Here is a 19,621-nt window from a genome sequence, read left to right on the forward strand (position 1 = left end):
CACCTTCCAGTGCGAACCGGCCTCGATCTCGTCCACGACGTCCGGGCTCAGCCGGACGAGCGGCTGAGCCGGACCACCGCGCCGGAGGTGACCCCCAGTTCCGCGTGCACCGCGCTGCCCGCTGACCGTTGCGGCAGCCACACCACGCGGTCCGGGAGGTCGGCGGTCGTCGTGGGGAGGGTGATGGCGCCTCGGTCCGTGCTGACCGTGACCGGGTCTCCCGGCTGGATGCCGAACTCGTCGGCCGTGGCGGCGGAGAGATGGAGAAGCGGGGTCCGCGCCGTGCCCGCCAGGTGTTCCTCCCCGTCCTGGAGGCGGCCTCCGTCCAGCAGCGGGCGCCATGTGGCGAGCACGGCCTCCCCCGCCCGCGGCCGGGGGAGAGCGTGGACTGCGGGCGGAGCGGCAGGGGGCGGAGCGGCCCGGCCCGGCCAGGCGCCCAGCGCGGCGAGTTCGGCGCGGACGGCCGATCCGTCGCGTGGCGCGAGAACGTCCAGTTCCTCCGCGATACCCGCCAGCACGCGCAGATCCGGCTGGGCGCCCGCGCTCCGCAGCGCGGCCTCGAACGTCCGGGGGCGGTTCTCCCAGTTGTGGAACGTGCCCGCCTTCTCGGCGACCGTGGCCACGGGGAACACCACGGTCGCCAGTTCGCTGAGCGCGCTCGGGCGCTGCTCCAGGCTCACCACCACCGGCATCCGGGCCACTGCTTCCCTCGCCGCCCGCGGGTCCGGCAGGTCGTCCAGTTCCACCCCGCCGGCCAGCAGCCCGCGCAGGTCGCCCGCCAGCATCGCCGCGACGTCGCGGCCCGGCTCCGCGGGCAGCTCGGCGACCTGCCACAGGCGGGCCGCATCGGCGCGCGCGGCCGCGTCGGCGACCGGGCGGGCCCCGGGCAGCAGCGTGGGGAACGCACCCGCCGCCAGCGCGCCTCGCTCACCGGCTCGGCGGGGCACCCAGCCCAGCAACGCGCCGGTGCGTTCGGCCAGCCGGACCACCGCCGACAACCCTCCGGGCACGGTGGCCAGCCGCTCTCCGGCCAGCACGACGGCACCGGGGCCGGCCACCAGCTCGTCGAGCGCCGCCGGCTCCTCCCCCGGCGCGGCACGGAGCAACGTGCCGGACAGCTTGACCAGCCCCCGGGTCGTGAACGGTGCCACCGAGTACACCTTCGTGCCCGCCGTGCGCACGGCTTTCCGCAACCGCAGGAAGAGGATCGGCGATTCCTCCTCCGGTTCGAGGCCGGCCAGGACCACCGTCGAGGCCGACCCGACATCGGCGTACGTCGCGCTCGGGCGGCCAGCCAGCCAGGTGAGGAACTCCGTCTCCTCGGCGGAGACCGGCCGCGCCCGGAAGTCCACGTCGTTGGTGCCGAGCACGACCCGCGCGAACCGGCCGTAGGCGTAGGCGTCCTCGACCGTGAGCCGCCCGCCGGTCAGCACGCCCGCGTGGCCGCGGACAGCGGCTAATGCCCGCGCGGCGACCCGGAACGCCAGCGGCCAGGCCACGGCGGTGAGCTTGCCGGTCAGCGCTTCGCGCACGCGCGGGTACGTGAGCCGGTCGGTGACGGTGGCGTACCGGAACGCCCAGCGGCCCTTGTCGCACATCCACTCGTCGTTGACCTCGGGATCCTCGCCCGCGAGCCGGCGCAGCACCTTTCCGCGCCGCGTGTCGGTGCGCGTCGCGCAGCCGGACGCACAGTGCTCGCAGACGGTGCGGGTGGACTCGAGGTCGAACGGACGGGCGCGGAACCGGTACGCGACGCTCGTGAGCGCGCCGACCGGGCAGATCTGCACGGTGTTGCCGGAGAAGTACGAGTCGAAAGCCGCGCCGGTTCCGGTGCCGATCTGTTGCGCCGCACCGCGTTCCAGCAACCCGATGAGCGGGTCGCCCGCGATCTGGTCGGCGAACCGGGTGCAGCGGGCGCACTGCACGCATCGTTCGCGGTCCAGCAGCACCGCCCGCGAGAGCGGGACCGGCTTCGCGAATGTCCTTTTCGGACCGGTGAACCGCGACGTGTCCCGCCCGCCTGCCATCGCCTGGTTCTGCAGCGGGCACTCGCCGCCCTTGTCGCACACCGGGCAGTCGAGCGGATGGTTGATCAGGAGCAGCTCCAGCACCCCTCGCTGCGCCTTCTCGGCAACCGGCGAGGTGGCCTGGGTACGCACGATCATGCCCGGCGCGACCTCCGTGGTGCACGCGGTCACCGGCTTCGGCAGACCCTCGACCTCCACCAGGCACTGCCGGCACGCGCCGACCGGAGTGAGCAGCGGGTGATCGCAGAACCGGGGCACCTCGGCACCCGCGGATTCGGTCGCGCGGATGAGCAGCGTGCCTTCCGGCACGGTCACCTCCGCCCCGTCGATGGACACTGTCACCGAAGTCATCGCATCGCTCCCGCCGCCGCGAATCTCGTGCTGTGTGCCGGGTCGAACGGGCAGCCGCGCAGCCGCACGTGCGCGAGATACTCGTCGCGAAAATGCGTCAGCGACGAGGTGAGCGCGCCGGTCGAACCCGCGCCGAACGCACAGAACGAGGCACTCGTGATCGTTTCGCTCACCGTGAGCAGCGTCCCGAGCGCCGACGCGTCCGCGGCCCCGCGCTCCAGATCGCGCAGCACCCGCACGAGCCATCCGGTGCCCTGGCGGCACGGCGTGCACTTGCCGCACGACTCGGCGGCGTAGAACTCCGCCCACCGCAGCACCGCCCGCACCACGCAGGTGGTCTCGTCGAACACCTGCACCGCGGCCGCGCCGAGCGCCGACCCGGCCGCGGCGACACCGGCGTGGTCCAGCGGCACGTCGAGGTGGCCTGCGGTGAGGACGGGCGCGGACGCGCCGCCCGGCGACCAGAACTTGAGCCGGTGCCCGCGTCGGATCCCGCCGGCGAGCGAGAACAGCTCGCGCGCGGTCACGCCGAACGGCGCTTCGTACTGCCCGGGCCGGGCGAGGTGCCCGGACAGGGAAAACAGCGTGCAGCCCGGCGAGTCCTCCGTGCCCATGGACCGGAACCACGCGGGACCGTTGCGGACGATGGACGGTACGCGGGCGATCGTCTCCACATTGTTGATCACCGCCGGGCGGCCGTACAGCACGGCGGCCCGCTCGCCCGGCGAGCGCAGGCTCGGCTGCGGCCGCCGCCCCTCCAGGGACTGGAGCAGCGCGGTCTCCTCGCCGCACACGTACGCACCCGCCCCGGCATGGACCACCAGCGACACCGTGCCGAGATAGCCGCCGCGGGCGGCCTCGGCGACCGCGTGCTGGAGCCGCCGCAACGCGGGCAGCACCTCGCCTCGCAGGTATACGACGACGTGCCGGGCGCCGATCGCGTGCGCGGCGATGAGCGCGCCCTCGACCACCTCGTGCGGATTGGCGAGCAGCAGCGGGACGTCCTTGCACGCTCCCGGTTCCGCCTCGTTGGCGTTGACCACGAGATACCGGGACACGCCGTCGCGGGGCAGCGCGCCCCACTTGGCGGCGGTGGGGAACCCGGCTCCGCCGCGGCCGCGCAGCCCGGCCGCCCGTACCAGCGCGATCACCTCCCCCGGCGGCATGCTCCGCGCGGCGGCCAGCGCGGTGTACCCGTCGTGGCCGAGATAGCTCGGCAGCGTCCACGGCCTGCGGCCGGTCCACGACCGGGTGAGCACCGGCGTGATCAGCAGTTTGCTCGGCGCCCTCACGGTTTCTCCTCCGGTGCGTGCCAGCCCTGTGCCTCGGCGAGCCGGACGCCCTCGGTGGTGCGTGGCCCCGGCGTGGTCACCGCACTGTCCACATAGGAGCGTTCATCCGGGAATCCGGCCAGCAGCCGGGTGTTCTGCCGAAATGTGCACAGTGGACCCACACCCCGGGTCGGCCACACGGCGCGGCCCGCTCGCAGATCGTCGACCAGCTCACGCGCCCGCGCCGGAGTCATCTCGTCGAAGTACTCCCAGTTGGCCATCACCACCGGGGCGTAGTCGCACGCGGCGACACATGCCACGGTGGCGAGCGTGACCGCGCCGTCCTCGGTCGTGCCGTCGCCAGACAGCCCGAGGTGCGTGCGCAGCGAGTCGCGAATCGCGTCACCGCCCAGCACCGCGCACAAGGTCGAGGTGCACACCGCGACGAGGTGGTCGCCGACGGGCTCGCGGTGGAACATCGAGTGGAAGGTGGCGACCGCGAGCACTTCGGCCTCGGCGAGCCCGAGAGTGCTGGCGCAGAACGAGATTCCGTCGACGTCGACGCAGCCTCGTTCGGACTGCACCAGGTGCAGCAGCGGCAGCAGCGCGGAGCGCCGCACCGGGTACCGGGCGAGGATCTCCTCCGCGTCGTCGGCGAGCACCTCCGCGAGGTCGGGCAGCGGTGCCGGAGCCGGTGCCGCCGGCTTCGCGGCCCGGGTCCGCGCGGCCCTCACGGCGTCGCCGCCGCGAAGGCCGCGTGCTGGGTCTCCGCCGCGCCGAGCAGATGGTGCAGCAGCAGCAGCTGCGTGATCGCGAGCGGTTCGCTGCGCCTGCCGCCGCCGAGGTCGCCGAGGGAGCCGGGCGGTTCGCCGGGCAGGCCGAGCTGCGGCCAGATCGCCCTGCGCACCAGCGCGGTCTCCTCGGCCGAGGCGTAGCCGTGGATGTGGAGCGCGTCGACCGGGCGGCCGTCGGTGTCGCGGTTCAGCCGCACATGGACGGTCCGGCGGCCGTCGAGCACCACGCTGAGGTCCGGATGGCGGATCGTCGGGCGCAGCAGCAGTTCCCCGGACAGCGGGGTGCCCGGCGGGTCGTCCCGGCCGGGGATCGGCGCGAACCGGACGACGATGTCCGCCGCGGCCCGCTGGGGACGGATGTAGGCGGCCGACTCCGGTTCGCGCCGCCGCAGTTCGGCCCGCACCTGCTCCTCGCGATAGCCGCGTTTCTCCGTGTCGCGGCGCACCTTCCACCCGTGCCGGATCTCCTCCGGCGGGTCGAGGTAGATCGCGATGTCGAAACAGGCCCGCGACAGCTTGCTGTGCAACGGAAGCAGGCCCTCCACGACGACGAACTCGGCCGGGGAGACCAGTTCCGGGCGGGCCAGCTGCCCGGTGCCGTGGTCGTACACCGGTTTGAGGATCGGGTGTCCGGCCGCGAGCAGCTGCAGGTGCTGCTCCATGATGTCGAGGTAGTTGCAGTCGGGGTGCAGCGCGGTGAACGGCAGCGGCTTGCGCTCTTCCCGGTCGTAGCGGTGGTAGTCGTCGACGCAGATCGCGGTGACCCGGTCCGGGCCGAGCGTGGCGACGAGGCCGGAGGTGAGCGTCGTCTTGCCCGCCGCGCTGTCCCCGGCGATGGCGATCATGACCGGCCGCCGCCGCGGCGCGTCGCCGGTCTGCCGCTGGATCCTGATCAGTTTGTCCGGCATGCCGTCTCCTTTCCCAGGCATTCGAGTGCCGCCCGCACGACGGCGGGCACCGAATAGCCCAGCGCCTGGCAGACCACCCGCCCCGGCGCGCTCGCCCCGAACCGCCGCAGGCCCAGCACCGTGTCGCCGGGACGGGCCAGCGCCTCCCAGCCGTGCGGGACGCCTGCCTCCAGCCACACCGCCGGGCAAGGCGGCAGCAGCTCGGCGCCCGCCGCGAGTGCCTCGGCGAATCGTTCCCGCCACGGCACCGACAGCACCCGGACCGCCCGGCCCTCGACGGCCAGCGCGGCGGCCGAGTCGAGCGCGAGTGCCACCTCGGACCCGGTCGCCACCAGCGTCAGGTCGGGCTCGCGCCCGTCGTCGCGCACGATCCGGGCGCCGTGCGCGGCGATCGCGTTGCCGCGCACCGGTTCCAGCACCGGCAACGACTGGCGGCTGAGCACCAGCGCCACCGGGCCGTCGTGGCGCAGCGCCACCCGCCAGCACTCGGCGGTCTCGTTCGCGTCTCCGGGCCGCAGCACAGCGAGGCCCGGGATCAGCCGCAACGACTCCAGGTGCTCGACCGGCTGATGCGTGGGGCCGTCCTCGCCGACCGCGATGGAGTCGTGGGTGAACACGTACACCACCGGCAAGCGCATCAGGGCCGCCAGCCGCACAGCGGGCCGCAGATAGTCGGAGAAGACGAGGAACGTGCTGCCGAACGGCCTAAATCCGCCGTGCAGTGCCATCCCGTTCAGCGCCGCGCCCATGGCGTGCTCGCGGATTCCGAAGTGGACAGTCCGGCCGCTCTGATCGTCCCTGGTCACGGCTTTCGTGCCGGGCAACGTGGTACAGGTCGAGCCGGCCAGGTCCGCCGAGCCGCCGACCAGGCCGGCGAACTCGGGGGCGAGTGCGGCGAGCACGGCCCCCGACGCGGCGCGGGTCGCCGTCGCGCTGCCGGGTTCGAAGATCGGCAGAAGCTTTTCGAGGTCCGCCGGCGGTGCCGCCGCGCCGCCCCAGACGGCCGCCAGCTCCGGATGCGCCCGCTCCCACGCGGCGCGGACGCCGAGCCACCCGGCACGCGCCGCCGCGCCGGACGCGGCCAGCCGCGCGCAGTGTTCCCGGACCTCGGCCGGAACATGGAACGGTTCGTCCGGCCAGTCGAACGCGGCACGGGTCGCGGCCAGCTCCACCGCACCGAGCGGCGCGCCGTGCGCCTCGGGCGTGCCGGCGACGGTCGGGGCACCGTGGCCGATAGTGGTGCGCACGGCGACCAGGCTCGGCTGGTCTTCCGCCGCGACGGCGGCGTCGAAGGCGGTGGTCAGCGCGTCGAGGTCTTCCCCGTCGGCGACCCGCTGGACGTGCCAGCCGTACGCGGCGAAGCGGCCGAGCACGTCGTCGGTGCAGCTCTGGTGCGCCGGCCCGTCGATGGTGACGTCATTGTCGTCGTAGATCACGATCAGCCTGCCGAGGCCGAGGTGCCCGGCGAGCGACCCCGCCTCGTGGCTGACGCCCTCCATGAGATCGCCGTCGCCCGCCAGCACCCACGTCCGGTGGCCGACCACCGGGTGCTCGGCGGTGTTCGCGCGTGCGGCCAGCATCCGCTCGGCGAGCGCCATGCCGACAGCGTTGCCGAGCCCCTGCCCGAGCGGGCCGGTGGTGGTCTCCACGCCGGGCGGGCAGCGGTGCTCGGGATGGCCGGGGGTGCGCGATCCCCACTGCCGGAACCGGCGCAGCTCGTCGCGGGGCAGGTCGTAGCCGAACAGGTGAAGCAGCGCGTACAGCAGCATCGATCCGTGCCCGGCGGAGAGCACGAACCGGTCCCGGTCAGGCCATTCGGGGTCGGCGGGATCGTGGCGCAGGAAGCGCGACCACAGCACCCAGGCCGGGGCGGCCGCGCCCATCGGCAGGCCCGGATGACCGCTGCCCGCCGCCTGCACCGCGTCCGCGGCGAGCATCCGGATCGTGGTGATCGCGAGGGCGTCGGCATCCGTGCCCGCCCTTCGATCAGCCCCTTCTTCGATCTCGACCAGCCGCATGAACACCTCCGCAGATGTGGTTCGTGCCGACGCTAGGGAGACCGGCGGCGGCCCGGATCCCCCGTGCCGGGGGCGGCGCGGGGGATCGCTGCGCGGCCCTGCTCGCTCTAGGCTCGGGTCATGCGTTCCACGCCGCTGCGCCTGGTGCTCGTCGACGATCACGAGATGGTCCTCGAAGGGCTCAAAGCACTGCTCGCCCGATTCCGCGGCCGGGTCCGGGTCGTGGGCGAGGCGGTGAGCGCGGCGGCCGCCGAGCCCGTCGTCACGGGCCTCGACCCGGACCTGGTGCTCTCCGACGTCCGGCTCCGCGGCCAGGAGAGCGGGCTGGACCTGTGCCGGAAGCTGGTGGAGAAATCCCCGGGACGGCGGGTGGTCCTGCTCTCGGCCTACGACGACGAGCAGTACCTGTTCCAGGCGTTGCGGGCGGGCGCGGCGGGCTACCTGCTGAAGTCGATCGACGGCGAGAGCCTGGTGCGCCAGCTCGAACTGGCCGCCGAGGGCGAGACCGTGGTGGACTCGGCGATGGCGGGCCGGGCCGTGGCGTCCGCCGCGCGCCTGCAGGCCGGGGAGTACTGGCCGGGCGCGCGGCTCAACCTCACCCAGCGCGAAAGCGAGGTGCTGGAACTGCTCGTGGCCGGCCTGTCCAACCGGGCCGTCGCCGCCCGGCTCGTGCTCGGGGAGGAAACCGTGAAAAGTCACGTCAGCGCCATCTTCCGCAAGCTGGAGGTGCGCGACCGGGCCGGCGCGGTCGCGGTCGCCCTGCGCGAGGGGATCTTCCGGTGACCGGGCTCGGGCTGGCCGACCCGGAGCGGGAGAACACCCTGCTCGTCCGGATCATCGAGGCGATCTCGGCGGGACCGGAGCTGTCCGCGCTCGCGGCGAAGGTCGCCGACCTGATCGTGTCGGCCACGAACACCGACGTGTGCTTCGTCCACGTGCTCGACGACCGGGACTCCGCACTGGTCCTCGCCGGAGCCACCGCCCCGTTCGACGCGGCGGCGGGACGCGTCCGGCTCCCGCTCGGCGAGGGCATCGCGGGCTGGGCCGCCTCGCACGGCGAGCCGGTGGTGGTCGCCGAGGGCAAGGAGGACGACCCGCGTTACCGGTATTTCCCGGAGCTGCGCGGCGAGGACTACACCTCGATGGCGTCGGTGCCGATGTCGAGCAGCCCCGGCGGGCTCGCGGGCGTGCTCAACGTGCACACCCGCGTGCGCCGCGAGTTCACCGACCGCGACGTGCGGCTGCTGACCACGATCGGCAGCCTGCTCGCGGGCGCGGTGCACCAGGCACGCACGCACCGCAGGCTCGCCGCGCGGGAACGCGCCCACGAACGGTTCACCGAGCAGGTGATCGCCGCGCAGGAAACCGAGCGGCGCAGGCTCGCCGGCGACATCCACGACGGCATCACCCAGCGGCTGGTGAGCCTGCGGTTCCACCTCGAGGCCGCGCTCGATCCGGAGTTCGCCGCCGAGCAGCTGGTGAAGGCCCGCGAACTCGCGGACCTCACCCTCGACGAGGCACGCGCGGCGGTCAGCGGGCTGCGCCCGCCGGTGCTCGACGACCTCGGCCTCGCCGACAGCCTCGCGAGCCTCGCCCGGTCCACCGCGGAACTGGCCGTGGAGACCGAAATCGACGAATGCCGGCTGCCCGAGCACGCCGAGGTGGCGCTGTACCGGATCGCCCAGGAGGCGCTGCAGAACGTGATCAAGCACGCGGGCACCGGCGCGGCGACCCTCACACTGCGCAGGACCGACCGGGGTGTCCTGCTGCGGGTGCGCGACCGCGGCCGCGGATTCGACCGGGACACCATGTCCTTCGGCGACGACCGGTCCAGCGGCTACGGCATGACGAGCATGGCCGAGCGCGCGGAACTGATCGGCGGACGGCTGGAAGTGTCCTCCTCACCGGAGAACGGCACGACGGTCTCAGTCACCGTGCCGGTCGCGTAAACACCGCCAACCCCGCAGCCACAGCATGACCAGCACGCCCGAACGCGCGGAACTGATCGGCACACCACGGCACCACAGACCCAGTCACCGCGCCAATCGCGCAAACACCGCCAACCCCGCGGCCACAGCATGACCAGCACGCCCGAACGCGCGGAACTGATCGCCGCACCACGGCACCACAGACCCAGTCACCGCGCCGATCGCGCAAACACCGCCAACCCCCGCGGCCACAGCATGACCAGCACGCCCGAACGCGCGGAACTGATCGCCGCACCACGGCACCACAGACCCAGTCACCGCGCCGATCGCGTGAACACCGACAACCCCCGCACCGGGCCGCTCCGGTCGGAGCGGAAGCGGGCGAACCCGGGATACACCGCGAGCGCACCAGTGAAATCCTGCCCGCGCGTGTAGTCGTTGGCGACCACGACGCAGTCGAGCCCGGCGGCCAGCGCGGCACGCAGCCCGACCGCCGAATCCTCGACCGCGAGCACGTCCGCCGCCGGGAGACCCAGTTCGGTCAGCACCTTCAGGTACGCGGCGGGGTCGGGTTTCTTCGCGGGCACGTCGTCGCCGGTCACCACCACCGGGAACGTCGTCGCGCCGAACAGCTTCCCCAGCAGCGGCGCCACCCACTCCCTGCTGCCCGTGGTGGCGACCGCGAGCCGCACTCCGGCCAGCGCGAGGTCGAGGATCAGCTCGCGCACGCCGGGGCGCGGGCTGATCGCGCCCTGCGCGACCATCCACCGCAGCCGCCTGGTCTTGTCGGCGTGCAGTGCCGCGGCGAACTGGGCGACCTGCTCCGGCGGATGGCCCTTGGACTCCAGGTAGCCGGTCAGCCGCTCCCGCCCGCCCGCGACCCCGAGCAGGTCGCCGTACTCCGCGACGTCCCAGCGGTAGGGCAGGCCGGCCGAGGCGAAGGCGGCGTTGAACGCCAGCCGGTGCCCGTCGCGTTCGCTGTCCACGAGGGTGCCGTCCACATCGAACACGACGGCTGCCCAGTCCTCACGCGACACGGTCGTCCGCCTTTCCGTTGAACGCGCGGACATCCGCTCGAAGAACGCGCTGCGCGGCGGCGATCTTGTCCGCGCGACCCCGCCAGACGGCGAATGCCCGGGCGGCGCCGACGGAAAAGGTCACCGGCCACGGCGCCGGGATCGCCCGCAGCGCGGCGACGGTCTCCTGGTCGCCGCGGCGGACCGCCACGCAAGCGACGGTGCCGGGCACCGCGGCGCGCAGCACGCCGATCGTGGCCTCCGCGATCTCACCGGCGCTCCGGCGCTCGCCGGACTCGTCGCCTGGCGACATCACCGTGGGGGCGAGCACGACGGCGTGCCGCCGCAGCCCGGCCGCGCGCAGTTCGCCGAACACGTCGGACAGGACCACCGCGGCCGCGGCGCAGCAATGTGCGAGCGAGTGCGTTCCTTCCGCGGACAGTTCCGGTTCGAGGACCGGCACGATGCCCGTCTCGTGGCACAGCGCGGAGAAACGCGCCATCGCGTGCGCGTTCGCGCGGCTCGCGGGGCGGCTCGGCAACCGGTCGCCTACCCGCAACACCGAGCGCCACGTGGCGAACCGGGCGCCCCGCGAGGCGAGGTCGGCGAAGCGGATCCGCAACCCGTCCAGCCCCTCGGTGACGTGTTCGCCGGGGAGTCCCGCGAGCGGATGGACGCCGGTGTCGACCCGTACCCCCGCCGCGATGCCCGCTCTAATCAGTGCCTCCGCGTACGGCTCCCCATCGGGCAGCGTCCCGCCGAAGGCCTCCTCGGTCAGGACGACCCCGCTGATCCCCGCCGCGAGTCCGGGCGCGGTCAGCACCAGCTCGTGATAGGCGCGGCGGGTTTCCTCGTCTGCGTGCGCGCCCGCCTCGGCCAGCCGCGCGGACACGGTGGCGGCGTCGTCGTCCAGCGCGAGGATCCCGCGGCCGTCGCCGGCCAGGTTCGCCGGCAGCCGGTGCACTCCGCTCATGCCAGCGCCTCCCGTCCGGTCCGCAGGTAGTCGACGGCGCTGTAACTCGCGAGCCGGTCGAGCCGGTGTTCGCTGCGCAGGAAGCGGATCGTGCCGCTGCGGGCCCGCATGACGAGCGACTCGGTCGTGGCCCGGTGCGCGCCGTACCGGACGCCGCGGATGAGATCCCCGTCGGTCACGCCGGTCACGACGAAGAACGCGTCCTCGCCGCGGACGAGATCGTCGGTGACGAGCACGCGGTCGAGGTCGTGTCCCGCGTCGAGCGCGCGACGGCGTTCGGACTCGTCCCGCACGACGAACCGGCCCTGGATCACCCCGCCGAGGCACTTCATGGCGCAGGCGGCGAGCACGCCCTCCGGGGTTCCGCCGACACCGAGCAGCAGGTCGATGCCGGTGCCCTCCCGGGCAGTCATGATCGCGCCCGCCACGTCGCCGTCGGCGATGAACGAGATGCGCGCGCCCGTCTCCCGCACTTGGCGGGCCAGTTCCGCGTGCCGGGGCCGGTCGAGCAGGCAGACCGTGACGTCGCGCGGCTCGCCGCCCTTGGCCTTCGCGACCGCGCGGACGGTGTCGGCGACCGGCGCGTCGAGGTCCACCGCGCCCGCCGCTTCCGCGCCGGTGACCAGCTTTTCCATGTAGAACACCGCGGACGGGTCCAGCATGGCGCCGCGCGGGGCGGCCGCGAGCACCGACACCGCGTTGCCCATGCCCTTGGCGGTGAGCGTGGTCCCGTCGATCGGGTCGACGGCGATGTCGCACTCCGGCCCGCGGCCGTCGCCGATCACCTCGCCGTTGAACAGCATGGGCGCCTGGTCCTTCTCGCCCTCGCCGATGACGACGACGCCCCGCACCGGCAGCGTCGAGGCCAAGGCGCGCATGGCGTCGACGGCCGCTTGGTCCGCGCCGTCTTTGTCGCCGCGGCCCGCCCAGCGGCCCGCGGCCATCGCGGCGGATTCGGTAAGGCGGACGAGATCCAGTGCCAGGTTTCGGTCAGGTGCGATCGTAGGCATGCCGGGCGACGCTACGGACCGGACCGGTCCTCGCGGCTCCCCCGCGCGGTGGAACGGCCGGGGGAACGCCAGCCGTCCTCGGCACCGCACAGGTGCTCGACGAACAGCCGGGAACCCGCGGTGAGCCGTCGCTGCCCGACCGCGTGCCACGGCCTGTGCAGCGGGGTGCCCGCCATGGGCACGGGCACCAGCTCGCCGCTCGCCAGCTGGCGCTCGACCGCGTCCCGCGACACCAGCGTGGCGCCGAGCCCAGCGACCGCACCCGCTACCACCGCGCCGTTCGACCCGAGGGTGAGCGCGGGCGGATCGAGGTCGCGCGCGGCCAGCAGCGCCTCGCTCGTCGCACGGGTGCCCGAACCCGGTTCGCGCTGCAGCCAGGTCGTGGTCGCCGGGTCGAACGCGGGCGCCAGCGCGGGCGCGGCCACCACCAGGAGTTCGTTGTCCCGCACCGCGAACACCCGCGCCTCCCGCACGGACGCGGGCGGCCGCCCGCCGATCGCCAGATCGATGTCGTGGTTCGCGAGCGAGGCCCACACCTGGTCGCTGGTGCCGACATTCAGCCGCAGCTCCACCCGCGGGTGCCGGTCGAGGAACCGGGCCAGCACCGACGGCAGCACGTGCTCGCCCGCCGTGGTGACGGCCGCGAGCCGCAACAGCCCGCTCCCGGGATCGGCTTCGCCGCGCGCGGCGACGACCGCTTCCTCGTGCAGGCCGAGGATGACGCGGGCGTGGCCGGCGTAGGACTCGCCTGCTCGCGTGAGCCGTACGCCGCGTCCCTCCCGCTCCACCAACGGCACGCCGACGTCCTTGCTCAGCGCCGACACCGCCGCCGACACCGCGGACTCGGTGAGCGCGAGCCGCCGCGCCGCCGCCCACACCGACCCGGTCTCGGCCACCGCGACGAACGCCCGCAACCGCGCTGATGTCGTCATAGCGGGCAGTATGGAGGACCGGGCGGGGTCAGCGGCGGGCTTCCGCGGCGAGGCGGCGCAACTCGGCGACGCGTTCGCCGATCGCGTCCCGGTCGGCGAACAGGGCGGAGCCCGCGCAGAAGGTGCGCGCCCCCGCCGCGCTCGCGGATCCGATGGTGTCCGGGGAGATCCCGCCGTCGACCTCGACCTCGATGTCCCGGCCGGTGGCGTCCACCAGCTCGCGCACCCGCCGGATCTTCGCCGCCATCGACGGCAGGTAGCGCTGGCCGCCGAAGCCCGGGTTCACCGTCATCACCAGGACCAGGTCGACGAGGTCCAGCACGTGCTCGACGGCCGACGGCGGAGTCGCCGGGTTCAGCGCGACCCCGGCGCTCCCGCCGCGTTCGCGGATGTCGCCGAGCGTGCGATGCAGGTGCCCGGCGGCTTCGGCGTGCACGATGACCATGCCGCAGCCCGCGTCGAGCCACCGCGGCAGCAGCCGGTCCGGATCGGCCACCATCAGATGCGCCTCGAACGGGAGGGTCACCAGCGGCCGGACGGACGCGATGACGTCCGGCCCCATCGTCAGGTTCGGCACGAACCGGCCGTCCATCACGTCCCACTGGATGCGGTCCACGCCCGCCTTCTCCAGCAGCCGGACCTCCTCGCCCAGCCGGGAGAAGTCCGCCGGCAGCACCGATGGCACGATGCGCGTGGTCATCACGGCGCCACGGCGGCTGTTTCGCCGAGCACGGCGGAGTTCGCCCGCACCCGCTGCGAGAGCGCGCGCTGTCCTTCGTGGACACGGCCGGGATCGCCGCGCCACGCGGCCAACGCCGGCTGGACCAGTGCGCGGCCGAAGGAGAAAGTCAGCGGCCACGGCGCGTCGATCTCCTGCAGCGCGGCGAGGTTCGCGGTCGCCTGCTCCGGGCTCTGCCCGCCGGAGAGGAACGCGACCCCGGCAAGGTCGTCCGGCATGGTCTGCCTCAGCACCGCTGCCGTCGCCTCGGCGATCTCGCCCGGCGCGGCCTGCTCGGGGCAGGACGCGCCCGGCACGACCATGTTCGGCTTCAGCACCATCGCGGCGGGATCCACGCCGAACGCGGCCAGTTCGCCCGCGACCGCGCCCAGCACGCGAGTCGTCACCTCGGCACACCGCGCCAGCGAGTGCGTGCCGTCCATCAGCACCTCGGGCTCCACGATCGGAACCAGCCCGGCGTACTGGCAGGCACTCGCGTACCTGGCGAGCGCGTGCGCGTTGGCGTGCACGGCGGCACGGGACGGGCACTGGTCGTCGATCACGTACACGCCCCGCCACTTGGCGAACCGCGCGCCCAGCGCGACGTACTCCCGCAGGCGAGGGAACAGCCCGTCGAGCCCTTCGGTGACCGTCTCGCTTTCGTTGCCGGGCAACGGTTTCGCGCCGGTGTCGACCTTGATGCCGGTCAGCATGCCGAAATCGGCGACGGCCGCGGGGAACGGCCTGCCGTCGGCGAGGCGCTGCCGCAGTGTCTCCTCGCACAGGATGACGCCGCTGACACCGGCAGCCAGCTCCGGCGTGCTGACGAGGAGTTCCCGGTAGTCCCTGCGGTTCTCCTCGGTCGGCGCGACCCCGGCCTTCTCCAGCCGCGCGGACATCGTGGCGACGCTCTCGTCCGCGGCGAGCACGCCCTTTCCCGCGGCGACCAGCACCGCGGCTGTCTCGACGAGCGAGTTCATCCAGTTCCCTCCACTGTGGACATCCGGTCCGCGAATACGGTGCTGGCGAGGAAATCCTCCGGTTCGATGCGCACGAGCCGCGCCCGGTCGGCCGCGCCCTCCCGCACGAGCCGGTTCGCCTGCCGCAGCCGTGCGCGCTCGACGGCGTTGCGCACGCTGCGCGCGTTCGCGAACCGCGGCCGGCGCACGCGCAGCTCCAGGTACTCGCGGAAGACAGTCCGGGCCGCGCCCGACAGCTCGTAGCCGAGCGCGGAGACCATGAGCTGCCCGATCCGCTCCAGCTCCGCGACGGTGTAGTCCGGGAACGCGAGGTGGTGCGCGACCCGCGAGCTGAGGCCGGGGTTGGAGGCGAAGAAATCGTCCATCCGGTCCGCGTAGCCGGCGAAGACCACGACCAGGTCGTCCCGGTTGTTCTCCATGACCTGCAACAGGATCTCGATGGCCTCCTGCCCGTAGTCCCGCTCGTTCTCCGCGCGGTAGAGGTAGTACGCCTCGTCGACGAACAACACCCCGCCCATCGCGCGCTTCACGACCTCCGCGGTCTTCGGCGCGGTGTGGCCGACGTACTGGCCGACCAGGTCGTCCCGGGTCACCGCGACGAGATGGCCGCGCCGGAGATACCCCAGCCGCTTCAGCAGTTCCGCCATGCGGAGCGCGACCGTGGTCTTGCCGGTGCCCGGATTCCCGGTGAACGACATGTGCAGATTCGGCCGTGCGGCGCGGATCCCGAACCGCTCCCGGGTGCGGTCCACGAGCAGCAGCGCGGCAATCTCCTCGACCCGCCGCTTGACCGGGGCGAGCCCGACGAGGTCCCGGTCGAGTTCGGCGAGCACCTCGCCGACGCCGGCTCGCGACCGCACCTCGGCGAGGTCGACGACAGCGTCCCCGGGCAGTTCGGCGTCCTCGGCGGGAGGCGGCTCGTCCTGCGCCGTCGCCGCGGGCGAGCCCGGACGGTGCATGACGAAACCGGACCGCCCCGGCTCGCTCATGTCCCCGCTGGGCGGTACCGCTCGCCCACCGGCCGGTCGGCGGCGTAGGCGTGGGTGCGGTACTGGACGCGGCGGTCGCCGGTTTCCTGGCGGTCCAGCCGGAAACCGGGCTCGCCGGCAGGCCGCTGCACGAGGAACGACAGCGCCGTGGTCTGCCGCCCGAGCCGGGCGTCGTAGGCGTTGACCTTGACGTAGTGGTTCGGGAACGCGGTGCGGCAGGCGTCGATCTCCAGCATGATCGCCGCCGCGTCGGTGTTGTCGAACATGGGCAGCCCGAACATCTCCCAGTACACGTTGCGCGGGTGCGGATCGTCGGTGAACTCCACCGAGATCGGCCAGCCGTTGCCGAGCGCGTACTGGACCTGGGTGGTGATCTCTTCGTCGGTCAGGTCCGGCAGGTAGGAGAAGGTGCCCTGGGTGACGCGCATGTCTGGCTCCTCACACGGTGCTCGGCGTCGCGACGACGTCCGGGGTGTCGGTGGACTCGTAGTTGAACGTGATGTCGCCCCACGTCGCGAGCGCCACGTCCAGCTCTCGGCTGCGCTTGGCGGCCGCGCGCAGGATGTCCTTGCCCTCGGCGAGGTAGTCGCGGCCCTCGTTGCGCGCCTTGACCATCGCTTCGAGGGCGACCCGGTTCGCCGTGGCTCCCGCCGCGATGCCCATCGGGTGGCCGATGGTGCCGCCGCCGAACTGCAGCACCACGTCCTCGCCGAGCAGGTGCAGCAGCTGGTGCATCTGCCCGGCGTGGATCCCGCCGGAGGCGACCGGCAGCACCGGGGCGAGCGAAGCCCAGTCCTGGTCGAAGTACAGGCCCTTCACCGGATCCGCGGGCACGTGGTCGAGCCGCAGCGTGTCGTAGTAGCCGGCGGTGGTGTGCGGGTCGCCCTCCAGCTTGCCGACCACGGTTCCCGCGTGGATGTGGTCCACCCCGGCCAGCCGCATCCACTTGGCGATCACCCGGAAGCTCACGCCGTGGGACTTCTGCCGCGTGTAGGTGGAGTGCCCGGCGCGGTGCAGGTGCAGCAGCACGCCGTTCCTCCGCGCCCACGCCGACATCGACTGGATGGCGGTGTACCCGACGGTCAGGTCGATCATCACCACGACGCTGCCCAGCTCGCGGGCGAACTCGGCGCGCTCGTACATCTGCTCCATCGTGCCCGCGGTGACGTTCAGGTAATGGCCCTTGATCTCGCCGGTGGCCGCCTGTGCCCGGTTGACGCCCTCCATGCAGAACAGGAACCGGTCACGCCAGCGCATGAACGGCTGGGAGTTGATGTTCTCGTCGTCCTTGGTGAAGTCCAGCCCGCCGCGCAGCGCCTCGTAGACCACGCGGCCGTAGTTCCGCGCGGAGAGCCCGAGCTTCGGTTTCGTGGTGGCGCCGAGCAGCGGGCGGCCGTACTTGTCCAGGTACTCCCGCTCCGTCACGATCCCGTGCGGCGGTCCCTGGAAGGTCTTCACGTAGTGCGTCGGGATCCGCATGTCCTCCAGCCGCAGCGCTTTCAGCGCCTTGAACCCGAACACGTTCCCGATGATCGAGGAGGTCAGGTTCGCGATGGACCCCTCCTCGAACAGGTCGAGGTCGTAGGCGATGTGCGCGATGTACTGGCCGGGGGTGTTCGGCACCGGCTCCACCCGGTAGCACTTGGCCTGGTAGTGCTCGTAGGCGGTGAGCCGGTCGGTCCACACCACCGTCCAGGTCGCGGTCGAGGACTCCCCCGCGACCGCCGCCCCCGCCTCCTCCGCGGGCACCCCGTCCTGCGGGGTGATCCGGAAGGCGGCCAGTACGTCGGTGTCTTTCGGCTCGTAGTCCGGCTGCCAGTACCCCATCTCCGCGTACGGGATGACGCCGGCTCCCCATCGATCCACCACTGCTCCTCCGGTCTGGCCGGGAACTGCTGACCCGGCTCAGCATGACGGGGGAACAATCAACACGTCTATCAAGGATTTCGCGGAAAGCTTGAGCTTTTGTTCAGCAAAAGCCGGGCCTCAGCGGGCGCCGTAGCCGAAGAGCTGGTCGCCGCCGGAGCCGTGGATGCTCGCGTTGAACGAGATGATCACCCGGTCCCTGGTCCCGCTGTAGGCCATCGCCTGGTGCATCAGCCACGAGGGGAAGACCAGCAGCTGGCCCTCGACCTGGTCGACGTCGAGGTGCGGCTGCTGGAGATACGCGTTGCCGACGTCGACGAAGGCGCCGCCCAGCGTGGCGAAGTGCGGGCCGTACAGGCGCGTGACGCCGTTCGCCTCGCCGTACACCGGATGCTGCGCGCGCTCCTCCGGCGGGTCGATCTGCACGATGTAGACCCCGGACCACGAGCAATTGCCGTGGGTGTGGATGTCGTGCGCGGTCCCGCCGGTCGCCGCCTGGAACCACAGGCCTTCGATGTTCACCGTCAGCTTTTGCACCTGCCCGGCCCAGTAGTCGAGGTTGGCCTGTTCGACGGTCTTGGCGATCCCGTTCACGAGGAACTGGACGAGGCGCTTCCACCCGTCCAGCTCGACCCGTTCGAGGAGGTCGTCGTCGCTGGCGAAGAACGGCGCGCCGGGCTCCGCGCCGCGGCTTCGCTCCTGCTCGGAGCGGATCCGGGCGAACTCCTTCACCAGCGCCGGGTTGACCTCCCCGGCGCGGTCGTAGCGGTAGAGGCCGACGGGGGTGGGCCACAGCAGGTGCAGGCCGGTGGACAGAACGCTCATAAGTGGAAGGTTAAGAAGCACTGGCCTCTCGTAAAGAGCGGATTTAGCTTGCCCTCATGTACGAGATCTCGGTGAGCGTCGCGGCGTGTGTCCGATCCGGCACCCACGTCGACGTCGCGTGGATCGTGTCCGCCGACGGCATCGCGGGACGGCGTCCGGACGAGGCGCTGGCGCTGACCCCCGGCGGCGGCCGCATGGGCGGGCTGCTCGGCGGCGCCCTCGACGAGCAGGTGGCCGGGCTCGTCGCCGGCGGCGTCACCCGGCGGCTCGTGGACGTCGCCGTGGACGAAGTGGGGTCGCTCGTCGCCGGGGTGCCCGCCGGTGCGCGCACCCGCTGCCTGATCGTGCCCGCGGCCGACTTCCCCGAGGGCACGTGGGACGAGCTGTGGGCGGGCCACGCCGTCTGTCTCGTCGTCCGCCTCGACGGCGACCGGGTCACCGGCGTCGAGGCCTACGACTCCACCTCGGTGGCCTCGCTCGGCGAGGAGACCGCCCGGCTCTTCTCGGGCGGCGTCACCGACTCGGCGGTGGCGGCGGACCGGGTCGTCACCGTGCTGTGGCCGGTGCCCCGGCTGGCCGTCGTCGGCGGCGGGCCGATCGGCGACGCGCTCGAATCGGCCGCGGGCCCGCTGGGCTGGCAGGTGCTCCGGTTCGCCAACCCCGCCGAGGCGGCACCGATCCTGCTCGGCCTCGGTGCCCTCGACCTGGTCGTGGTCGGGATGCACGACCTCGGCGCGGCGGGCAACGCGCTCGCCGCCGCCCTCTCCGGCGGCGCGGGATACGTCGGCGCGCTCGGCACGCCCGCGATGAACGACGCGCGCCTGGACTGGCTGACCTCGCGCGGCGTCGAGGGACTCGAACGGATCCACGGCCCGGCCGGACTCGACATCGGCGCGAGCCGGCCGGCGGAGGTCGCGATCGCGGTGCTCGCGGAGGCGCTCGCCGTTCGGGAGGGACGGACCGGACGCCCCTTGCGCGAGGTGAGTTCAGGGGTCGCTTAACACTCGTGGCGTCC

At 73.0% G+C, this 19,621-nt stretch carries 18 protein-coding genes; 3 read left to right on the forward strand and 15 right to left on the reverse strand.

Translation table 11 applies throughout. The annotated features are described in order from the left end of the window. Window positions 1–47: 47 nt before the first annotated feature. From BM362_RS21005 to tkt, 5 genes are read right to left on the reverse strand one after another with little or no spacing between them, the layout of a single operon-like run. Window positions 48–2,378, reverse strand: coding sequence for an NADH-quinone oxidoreductase subunit G (locus BM362_RS21005; RefSeq protein ID WP_093574291.1), 2,331 nt, complete (start codon window positions 2,376–2,378; stop codon window positions 48–50). After that, on the reverse strand, window positions 2,375–3,670 hold the full coding sequence (locus tag BM362_RS21010) for a complex I 51 kDa subunit family protein (RefSeq protein ID WP_232791566.1): 1,296 nt from the start codon (window positions 3,668–3,670) through the stop codon (window positions 2,375–2,377). Before BM362_RS21010 ends, BM362_RS21005 begins: the two co-directional genes overlap by 4 nt. Continuing rightward, entirely contained in the window at window positions 3,667–4,383 is a 717-nt protein-coding gene (nuoE, locus tag BM362_RS21015; protein ID WP_051173299.1) for an NADH-quinone oxidoreductase subunit NuoE, read from the reverse strand. Before nuoE ends, BM362_RS21010 begins: the two co-directional genes overlap by 4 nt. Next, entirely contained in the window at window positions 4,380–5,351 is a 972-nt protein-coding gene (locus BM362_RS21020; protein ID WP_051173300.1) for a phosphoribulokinase, read from the reverse strand. Before BM362_RS21020 ends, nuoE begins: the two co-directional genes overlap by 4 nt. After that, window positions 5,336–7,369 carry a transketolase gene (gene tkt / locus BM362_RS21025; RefSeq protein ID WP_093574480.1) on the reverse strand — a complete coding sequence of 678 codons (2,034 nt, stop codon included), beginning with the start codon at window positions 7,367–7,369 and terminating at the stop codon, window positions 5,336–5,338. Before tkt ends, BM362_RS21020 begins: the two co-directional genes overlap by 16 nt. 120 nt (window positions 7,370–7,489) lie before the next feature. Here tkt and BM362_RS48285 point away from each other — a divergent pair, with 120 nt between their 5' ends. Both BM362_RS48285 and BM362_RS48290 read left to right on the forward strand, forming a co-directional pair. Further along, a complete protein-coding gene (locus BM362_RS48285; RefSeq protein WP_198545250.1) occupies window positions 7,490–8,152 on the forward strand; it encodes a response regulator in 663 nt (220 codons plus the stop codon). Further along, complete coding sequence (locus tag BM362_RS48290; RefSeq protein WP_208865281.1) at window positions 8,149–9,318, forward strand: GAF domain-containing sensor histidine kinase; 1,170 nt, start codon at window positions 8,149–8,151, stop codon at window positions 9,316–9,318. Before BM362_RS48285 ends, BM362_RS48290 begins: the two co-directional genes overlap by 4 nt. A 293-nt stretch (window positions 9,319–9,611) precedes the next feature. Here BM362_RS48290 and BM362_RS21035 read toward each other — a convergent pair whose 3' ends face one another. From BM362_RS21035 to BM362_RS21080, 10 genes are all read right to left on the reverse strand, one after another. Further along, window positions 9,612–10,334, reverse strand: coding sequence for an HAD-IA family hydrolase (locus BM362_RS21035; protein ID WP_067579052.1), 723 nt, complete (start codon window positions 10,332–10,334; stop codon window positions 9,612–9,614). After that, entirely contained in the window at window positions 10,324–11,286 is a 963-nt protein-coding gene (locus tag BM362_RS21040; RefSeq protein ID WP_043840299.1) for a class I fructose-bisphosphate aldolase, read from the reverse strand. Before BM362_RS21040 ends, BM362_RS21035 begins: the two co-directional genes overlap by 11 nt. Next, window positions 11,283–12,296, reverse strand: coding sequence for a class II fructose-bisphosphatase (gene glpX, locus BM362_RS21045; RefSeq protein WP_043840300.1), 1,014 nt, complete (start codon window positions 12,294–12,296; stop codon window positions 11,283–11,285). The genes BM362_RS21040 and glpX overlap by 4 nt, the downstream gene beginning before the upstream one ends. A gap of 11 nt (window positions 12,297–12,307) precedes the next feature. Continuing rightward, a complete protein-coding gene (locus BM362_RS21050) occupies window positions 12,308–13,228 on the reverse strand; it encodes a LysR family transcriptional regulator (protein WP_043840302.1) in 921 nt (306 codons plus the stop codon). Window positions 13,229–13,256: 28 nt separating this feature from the next. Continuing rightward, window positions 13,257–13,928, reverse strand: coding sequence for a ribulose-phosphate 3-epimerase (rpe, locus tag BM362_RS21055; protein ID WP_081685196.1), 672 nt, complete (start codon window positions 13,926–13,928; stop codon window positions 13,257–13,259). Continuing rightward, window positions 13,928–14,926, reverse strand: a complete 999-nt coding sequence (locus BM362_RS21060) for a class I fructose-bisphosphate aldolase (protein WP_043840304.1) — start codon at window positions 14,924–14,926, stop codon at window positions 13,928–13,930. Before BM362_RS21060 ends, rpe begins: the two co-directional genes overlap by 1 nt. After that, a complete protein-coding gene (gene cbbX, locus BM362_RS21065) occupies window positions 14,923–15,915 on the reverse strand; it encodes a CbbX protein (protein WP_043840307.1) in 993 nt (330 codons plus the stop codon). The genes BM362_RS21060 and cbbX overlap by 4 nt, the downstream gene beginning before the upstream one ends. Next, complete coding sequence (locus tag BM362_RS21070) at window positions 15,912–16,343, reverse strand: ribulose bisphosphate carboxylase small subunit (protein ID WP_043840309.1); 432 nt, start codon at window positions 16,341–16,343, stop codon at window positions 15,912–15,914. The genes cbbX and BM362_RS21070 overlap by 4 nt, the downstream gene beginning before the upstream one ends. Window positions 16,344–16,353: 10 nt before the next feature. Next, window positions 16,354–17,781: a form I ribulose bisphosphate carboxylase large subunit gene (locus BM362_RS21075; protein ID WP_232791568.1), complete on the reverse strand. Its 1,428-nt coding sequence runs from the start codon at window positions 17,779–17,781 to the stop codon at window positions 16,354–16,356. A gap of 120 nt (window positions 17,782–17,901) precedes the next feature. After that, a complete protein-coding gene (locus BM362_RS21080; protein WP_067579058.1) occupies window positions 17,902–18,606 on the reverse strand; it encodes a putative 2OG-Fe(II) oxygenase in 705 nt (234 codons plus the stop codon). A gap of 56 nt (window positions 18,607–18,662) precedes the next feature. Between BM362_RS21080 and BM362_RS21085 the strand changes: the two genes are divergently transcribed. After that, window positions 18,663–19,607 (forward strand): XdhC family protein, encoded by a 945-nt coding sequence (locus tag BM362_RS21085; protein WP_051173301.1) that lies wholly within the window; start codon window positions 18,663–18,665, stop codon window positions 19,605–19,607. Window positions 19,608–19,621 lie beyond the last annotated feature (14 nt).

Origin of the sequence: Amycolatopsis rubida, from assembly GCF_900115345.1 — a bacterium.
Taxonomy (GTDB): domain Bacteria; phylum Actinomycetota; class Actinomycetes; order Mycobacteriales; family Pseudonocardiaceae; genus Amycolatopsis; species Amycolatopsis rubida.